This window comes from Stenotrophomonas sp. DDT-1, from assembly GCF_001580555.1.
GTDB classification, from domain to species: domain Bacteria; phylum Pseudomonadota; class Gammaproteobacteria; order Xanthomonadales; family Xanthomonadaceae; genus Stenotrophomonas; species Stenotrophomonas sepilia.
Genome location: NZ_LEKR01000017.1, coordinates 72,958 through 80,532, shown reverse-complemented (window position 1 = coordinate 80,532; position 7,575 = coordinate 72,958). Strand labels below are relative to the sequence as shown.

Genomic DNA, 7,575 nt, shown 5'->3' with positions numbered 1-7,575 from the left:
GATCACGGGTGTTGCGGACGCGACATTGTCTTCAACCAGTACCGATGCGGTGACGGGTCGGCAGCTCAACACCACCAACAGCAATGTCACGGCCGCGCGCTCCGTCGCCGACGCCGCGAAGACAAATGCCGACAGCGCGCTGGCGAAGGCCAATACGCTCTCCGGCCTCCTGAGCCAGACATCAGCCTCGGAGAACGTCCGTCTGGGCGCATCCAACAGTGGAACTGTCCTGGACGTGCGGAACAGTGCCAGTGCCAACCGCAGGATCACGGGTGTTGCGGACGCGACGTTGTCCTCGACAAGTACCGATGCGGTGACGGGTCGGCAGCTCAACACCACCAACAGCAATGTCAGCATCGCGATGAGCGATGCCAGTTCCGCCAAGACCACAGCGAACACCGCGATGACGCAGGTGGGGACGCTCAACGGGCTGTTGAATCAGGTCAGTGCCAGCGGCAATGTTCGCGTGGGTGAGAAGAATAGCGGGACCGTACTGGATGTGCGCAATAGCGCGAACGCGAATCGGAACCTGACCGGTGTGGCCGACGGCGTGGTCGGCGCCAGCAGCTATGACGCCGTCAACGGCAGGCAGCTCAATGCCACCAATGACAAGGTGACGACGGTGGAGGATGTGGCCAGGTCTGCGAGCGCAGACGCTGCCGTGGCGAAGGCGGATGCGGCCAATGCGTTGGTCGAAACAGCGGCGCTGGGTGGACTGGTGGCCCAGGTGTCTGCGTCTGGTGATGTGCGCCTGGGTGAGAAGAACAGCGGAACGACCTTGGATGTGCGCAATAGCGCCAATGCCAATCGAAGGATCAGTGGTGTTGCAGATGGGGCGGTTAGTGCCGATAGCGCTGAGGCCGTTTCAGGTAGCCAACTCCACGCGACGAACAGTCGAATCTCGGATTTGGAGAGCACCCATCAGTATGTGAGTGTGGGTGTTGACTCACTCAGTGAGCGCGCAGAAGCGACGTTGTTTGGGGTGGCTATTGGTGATTCAGCGAAGGCCGGAGCTGAGGGAGGCACCGCCTTGGGCGCCTTCGCAACAGCTCTGGGAAAGAACTCAGTGGCAGTTGGCCGTGGAGCTGGAGTCGCTGGTGGCGCCTCAGATGGTTTTGCGATGGGGGCAGGTGCTCAGGTGCATGCAAACAACGGAGTTGCGATCGGAGCGGGCGCTGTGGTTGGGAACTCTGCTGTTGGCTCCATGGCGTTGGGTGCAGACTCCGCTGCAGACGAGCCTGGAACGGCGTCTTTTGGCAATGCTACAACTCAACGTCGTCTCACCAACATCGCCCGTGGCACCGCCGACCACAACGCCACCACCGTCTCTCAGCTCAAGGACTCCCTCGCCACCCTCGGCGGCGGCGCAGGCATGGATGCCAGCGGCAACATCATCGCTCCAACTTATACAGTGCAGAGCGGAACGCAGAACACCGTCGAGGACGCGCTGATGGCACTTGATGGCGCTGTCATCACCGCAGGTCGTCGCGCGGACAAGGTGGAAGGTCAGCTCAGCTCGATCTTCCAGGACTCACCGTCGGCCCGCGCCGACGGCATGAGCCAGATCGCGCTGAATGGCGTGAATGGCATGGTGCTGACCAATCTGGCTGACGGCCGAGTGGCACCAGGAAGTCGTGATGCCGTAACCGGCAGTCAGTTGTACGCCGCAGAGCAGAAGATCTCGCAGAATCGGAATGATCTGGAGGCGATGCGCAAGGAGCGGGAGATGGGCGAGCAGGCAGTGCGTGGATTGGATGCGAGCGTCATCGACTATGGCGGTGCGCGTTTGACTGGCGTGGCCGGGGCGAGGCTGTCGGCTGATAGCTCGGACGTTGTGCGCGGCAGTCAGCTCTATGAGACCAACAGCCGTGTTTCGGAGCTTGAGGATGTCGCACAGTTTGTGAGTATCGGATCAGCGCCCTTCAGTGAACGCGCCGAAGCAGGTGTGGCAGGCGTTGCGGTTGGAAATTCAGCAAAGACGGGACTGGATGGAGGAACCGCGGTAGGCACGTTTGCGGAGGCGATGGGGAAGAACTCCACCGCAATTGGTAGAGGGGCAGCCGTCTCTATGGATTCCGAAAATGGATTCGCAATGGGGGCAGGTTCACAGGTCGGCGGAGTCGCTAGCGGTGCACGTGGAGGTGTAGCGATTGGTGCTAGCGCAAGAGTTGAAGGCGGAGCTCATGGCTCTCTGGCACTTGGAAACAGCTCCCTGGCAGATGAAGAAGGAGTTGTGTCATTTGGCGGTGTGGGCATCAAGCGCCGCCTCGTAAACATCGCAAACGGCACCGCCAACCACAACGCCGCCACCGTCGGCCAGCTGCGCGGCGCGCTCTCCGCCCTCGGCGGCGAAGTCGATGCCAACGGCAACATCGTCGGCCCCAGCTTCAACGTGCAGGGCCAGTCCCAAACCACGCTCAATGGTGCATTGGAAGCGCTCGACGGCGCGGTCGTCAGCACCACCTCGCGGGTGAACCAGGTCGAGTCCCAGCTCCGCTCCGTGTTCCAGGAAACCCCGTCGGTTCGCGCAGACGGTACCGCCCAGCTCACCCTGGCCGGCGCCAACGGCATGGTCGTCTCCAACGTGGCCAACGGCCTGATCGCGGCCGGCAGCCGCGACGCGGTCAACGGTGGCCAGCTGCATTCGATGCAGCAGCAGCTCAACGGCCGTATCGATGGCCTGGAAGAGCGCATCGATGCGCCGCAGCCGCGGGCAATGGCCGTCGCTTCGGCGCCGGAGCCGGAAGCACCGGTGCCGCAGGCCGAAGGCGGCCAGCAGGTGGCGTCGATCGGCGAGGGTGACAAGCCTACGCCGCAGCCGAAGTCGAAGCAGGACGACACGCCCAAGCCGCAGGTCGACACCGCCGAGCTGGAGAAGATGCTGGCCCGTGCCAACGAGTACACCGATGGTGCGATCAGCAATTTCGAGCGCCGCCTGGACAAGATGGACAAGCGCTTCAACCGCATGGCGGCGATGAGCAGCGCGCAGAGCGCGATGGCGATGAACACCGCCGGCCTGGCCACCTACAACCGCCTCGGTGCGGGCGTGGGCTACAGCGAGGGTGAGTCGGCGATGGCGGTGGGCTACCAGCGCGTGCTCAACGAGAAGGGCTCGGCCACCTTCAGCCTCAATGGGGCGTTCACCAACAGCGGTGAGCGCAGCATGGGCGTCGGCGTCGGCATCGGCTGGTAAGCGATGGAGCCCCGGCGTGACGCGCGTAACCCGCCCCGCCGCGCCGGGGCCCTTGCCGAGGAAATGGCCATGTACCGTTGGGTAAGCCGATTCATCAGCTATCGCACGTTCTATCTGTGGCGGGCGCGGTATTACTACTACACCCGCAATCTGGACCGCTGGCTGCTGTTCGCCCTGCTGTGCGTGGCGGGCACGGGCTTGGCGGCCTGGTACACCTGGCGGGTATCGAGCGTGCCGCCGCCGCGCGTGCATCCGGAGGCGGCCGCGCTGCGCGTGGAGAACATCACCCAGGAGGCGATCCATCGCATCGTGCTGGTGCGGCATGGCGGCCCAACCCCGGGTGAGCCGTTCACCACGCCGGAGGATGTCCGCGCCGGCACGCTGCGCACACTGCGGGTGCGGCAGCTGCTGGACAGTGCGATGGTGTGGCAGCTGAAGGCTCACATGTTGGCCGACATCGCGGCGTACATTGATGCCACGGGAAGCTGCTTCCCTTTCCCGTGCTGGCAGGTGAGCCATCGGCTGGAGCTCATGCGTGCGGCGGAGGCGGAGAACGCGGCCATCAATCGGGCGCTGGAGCCGGTACTGGAGATCCCGCTGGACAGGATGCCCAACCTCAACGGCGGTGAGCGCGCGCGGATACAGACGGCGTGGTCCGATCCGTTCGGCGATGTCTACAACCAGACCTGGTTGCTGGGCGATCTGCAGAACATGCACGCGCGGATGATGATGGCGTACCCGCAGCGGGTGGGAGCCCCCTGGTTGATGCGCCTGCTTGGCGATGAAACGGAGGAGCAGCACCATGATGTCTGGTAGGGCAACGCACCTCCTGTAGAGCCGAGCCATGCTCGGCTGCTCTTCGGTCAGCTATCCGGATGCCTGATGCACCGTGCGGACCAACGGTCCGCACCTACCAGAACCTGCGCGACCGTCACCCGCCGACGTACGCGGTGATCTCCGCTTCGGCCAGCAGCTGCCGCAACTGTGCGACAGACGCGCGCCGCATCGGCTTCTCATCCACCGGGGACAGCGGCGCCTGGCGCAGCGCATCGTACGGCAGCACGGCCAGGTCGAAGGTCAGCTCCTCGGCACTGAACACCCACACTGGCACATCCAGGCTGCGCTCGCGGTCCATGCGCAGCCGGCGCGTCCGCGATTCGGCGGGGATGCCGTGCTCCTCCAGGAAGCGGTGCACGGCTTCCGGGTCGTCGCTGTGCAGGTGCAGCTGCACCGGGCTGTTGGCATCGGCGGTACCTTCCAGCACCGGGCCGGCCAGCCGTGGGGCGAAGCCGTGCAGGAACTCCAGCGCACGCATCGCGGCCTCGCGGCGGCGCTGAAGTTCGCTGCCGTGCTGGGGGCCAGCGAACAGCCGCTGGTACTCGCGCAGGGCGTCTTCGATCTCGGTGTTGCGGGGCAGGGAGGCATCGTCGTGGATGCCGAGCCGGCTGGCGGCCTTCAACTTGGCCTGGTGGTAGTCGCGGATGCCGCCTTCAGCCATCAGGCGGGCGGCTTCGTGGGCGAGGCGGTGGCGCCGCTCGCGGGTCTGGCTGGCAGCATGCTGACGGGCGCGGTGCATGCGATGACTCCTGTTGCGACCTGGCTACAGACTAGCGCACGGATGTGACATCCGCGTGGGTATTTCAAGGTGGGGATGTAGAGCCGAGCCCATGCTCGGCTGCTCTACGCGGGGGCCCTGAGCCGAGCATGGGCTCGGCTCTACAGTCGTAGCGGTGCCAACCCACGGTTGGCACCCACCTGGCCCTTCCTCAGAAGATATCGAACGCGGCGGCGTCGGCCTGCGGCGTATTGAGGTTCAGGTCGTAGTCGGTCAGGCGGTCCATGTCTTCCACCTTCACCCACTCGGTCGCGCCGTTGAGGGTGGCCTGGACCATGCCGCTGGGCGGCTCGTTCTGCGCGATCGGGGTGTCCTTCAGCGCGGTGCGCATGTAGTCGATCCAGATCGGCAGCGCCGCCTTGCCACCGTATTCGCGGTAACCCAGCGAGCGGAAGTCGTCGCGGCCCACCCACACGGTGGTCACGTACGGGCCGCCGAAGCCGGAGAACCAGGCGTCACGATGGTCGTTGGTGGAGCCGGTCTTGCCGCCCACGTCCTCGCGGCCGAGCACCTTGGCCTGCACACCGGTACCGCGCTGGACCACGTCGCGCATCATCGACACCAGCTGGTAGGCGGTACGGGCGTCGATCGCGCGCGGGGCAGTGCGGGCGTCCGGGTTGGCCGGAGCGGCGGCAGTTTCGGTCTTGGCTTCGGCCTTGGCCGCAGCGGCCGGGTCCACCTTCGGGGCCGGGGCGCCGAAGTTGAAGCCATCCACCACCTGGTTGACCGGCTGATCGCTGCTGCCCGCACAGTCGCGGCAGGCCAGTGCCGGGTTTTCCTTGAACACCAGGTTGCCGTCGCGGTCATTGACCTGGTCGATCAGCCAGGTATCCACGCGCGAGCCGCCATTGGCGAACACCGCGTAGCCACGCGCCACCGACAGCGGGGTCAGCGAGGCAGTACCCAGCGACATCGACAGGTTCGGCGGAAGCTCCGATTCGGCGAAGCCAAATTCGCTGATGTACTTGCGCGCATAGTCCACGCCCATGCCATCGAGCAGGCGCACCGAGACCAGGTTGCGCGACTGCACCAGCGCTTCACGCAGGCGCATCGGGCCGCGGAAGCCGCCGCCGTCGTTCTGCGGGGCCCAGGTCTTGCCGCGGCGATCGCGGAACACGACCGGGGCGTCGAGCACGATCGAGGCCGGGTTGTAGCCCTTGTCGAACGCTGCGGCGTAGATGAACGGCTTGAAGCTGGAACCCGGCTGGCGGCGGGCCTGGGTGGCGCGGTTGAACTTGTTGCCGGAGAAGCTGAAGCCACCGACCAGCGCCTTCAGCGCGCCGCTGTGGGCATCCAGCGAGACCAGCGCGGATTGGCCGCGCGGGATCTGGTCCAGCAGCCACTCGCCCTCCTTGGCACCGGCGCGTACGCGCACGATGTCGCCGCGCTGCACCAGCTTGCCCGGGGTCTTGTTGGTCCACTTGGCGGCACCGGCCGGCAGCACGATCTCGGTGCGGTTGGCCAGCACCACCGTGGCGCTGCCGTCGGCAGCGGTGCTGGCGACGATTGCCGGCAGCAGGCCGGCCTGGCCGTACATGCCACGCAGGTGCTCGGCCAGGGCGGCAGCATCGTCGCCGGCGCCCAGCTGCACCTGCTTCTCCACGCCGTGCCAACCGTGGCGGTGGTCGTACAGCAGCAGGCCATCACGCACGGCCAGGTTGGCCGCAGTCTGCAGGGTGGAATCGATCGTGGTGGTGACGTGGTAACCCTTGTTGACCACGTCGCCGCCGAAGCGGGCGATCATTTCCTGGCGCACCAGCTCGGCCACGTACGGGGCATCGACCTGTACCGGCGGCTCATGCGCGGTGGCGTGCATCGGCACGGCCTTGGCCGCGTCGGCCTCGGCCTGGCTGACGAACTTCAGGTCGGCCATGCGCTGCAGCACGTAGTTGTCGCGGCGCTGGCGGGCACGTTCCGGGTTGGAGATCGGGTTGCCCGAGGACGGGAACTTGGGGATACCGGCCAGCGAGGCCATCTCGTCCAGGTCCAGCTCGTTCAGCTTCTTGCCGTAGTAGAACTCGGCGGCGGCGGCCACGCCGTAGGCGCGGTTGCCGAAGAAACTCTTGTTCAGGTACAGCTCGAAGATCTCGTCCTTGCTCAGCTCGGACTCGATCTTCCGCGCCAGCAGGATCTCGGCCAGCTTGCGGGTGTAGCTGTACTCGGAGCTGAGGAAGAACTGGCGGGCGACCTGCTGGGTGATGGTGGAGCCACCCGGCACGCGCTTGTCGTTGGTGGTGGCCAGCAGCCAGACCGCACGGCCGATGCCCATGTAGTCCACGCCGCCATGCTCGTAGAAGCGGGCGTCCTCGGTGGCCAGGAAGGCCTGCTTCAGCCGCTCGGGCACGTCCTTCATGGTGACCGGGGTGCGCCGGGTCTCGCCGAACACCGCCATCAGCTTGCCGTCGGCGGCATAGACGTACATCGGCTCCTGCATTTCCACGTCGCGCAGGGTCTGCACGTCGGGAAGCTTGGAGGAAACGGCATAGTACAGACCGCCCACGGCGGCCGCGCCGATCAGCGCCAGGACCAGGACAATCAGGAAGATCCAGCGCAGCCAGCGGCGGAGTCGAGTCATCGGGTTCAGATTCCGATTGCGAATTTCGTGGTCGCAGAGTATAGATTACGCAAGGTGGCGGCTGGGGTCGGCACCGGGGAGCGCAAGGGGAACAGTCAGGGGCTGCATGGTGAATCCGTGAGGGATTTCACAGCAGGGCCGTTGCCATTTGCTAAGAATACGTTATTAATGCTCGGACGCAGGTCTTGCGTC

General features: G+C 65.6%; 3 protein-coding genes and 1 pseudogene. 2 read left to right on the top strand and 2 right to left on the bottom strand.

Features of this window, described 5'->3' with window-relative positions; translation table 11 throughout:
• Positions 1-10: 10 nt before the first annotated feature.
• Both AB839_RS10695 and AB839_RS10690 read left to right on the top strand, forming a co-directional pair.
• Positions 11-3,193 (top strand): annotated as a pseudogene (locus tag AB839_RS10695) (YadA-like family protein); the annotation flags it as partial.
• A 69-nt stretch (positions 3,194-3,262) separates the two neighbouring features.
• The gene (locus tag AB839_RS10690) at positions 3,263-4,009 is read left to right on the top strand and encodes a hypothetical protein (RefSeq protein WP_061479341.1); all 747 of its coding nucleotides are present in this window, start codon (positions 3,263-3,265) and stop codon (positions 4,007-4,009) included.
• A gap of 115 nt (positions 4,010-4,124) precedes the next feature.
• On the opposite strand, the gene AB839_RS10685 is transcribed toward AB839_RS10690, so the two are convergent.
• A complete protein-coding gene (locus AB839_RS10685) occupies positions 4,125-4,769 on the bottom strand; it encodes a hypothetical protein (RefSeq protein WP_061479340.1) in 645 nt (214 codons plus the stop codon).
• A 190-nt stretch (positions 4,770-4,959) separates the two neighbouring features.
• Positions 4,960-7,383 (bottom strand): penicillin-binding protein 1A, encoded by a 2,424-nt coding sequence (locus AB839_RS10680; RefSeq protein ID WP_049439722.1) that lies wholly within the window; start codon positions 7,381-7,383, stop codon positions 4,960-4,962.
• Positions 7,384-7,575 lie beyond the last annotated feature (192 nt).

Coding starts and splice junctions, on each gene's coding strand:
- AB839_RS10690 (WP_061479341.1), top strand. CDS start 3,263: ATGTACCGTTGGGTAAGCCGATTCATCAGCTATCGCACGTTCTATCTG.
- AB839_RS10685 (WP_061479340.1), bottom strand. CDS start 4,769: ATGCACCGCGCCCGTCAGCATGCTGCCAGCCAGACCCGCGAGCGGCGC.
- AB839_RS10680 (WP_049439722.1), bottom strand. CDS start 7,383: ATGACTCGACTCCGCCGCTGGCTGCGCTGGATCTTCCTGATTGTCCTG.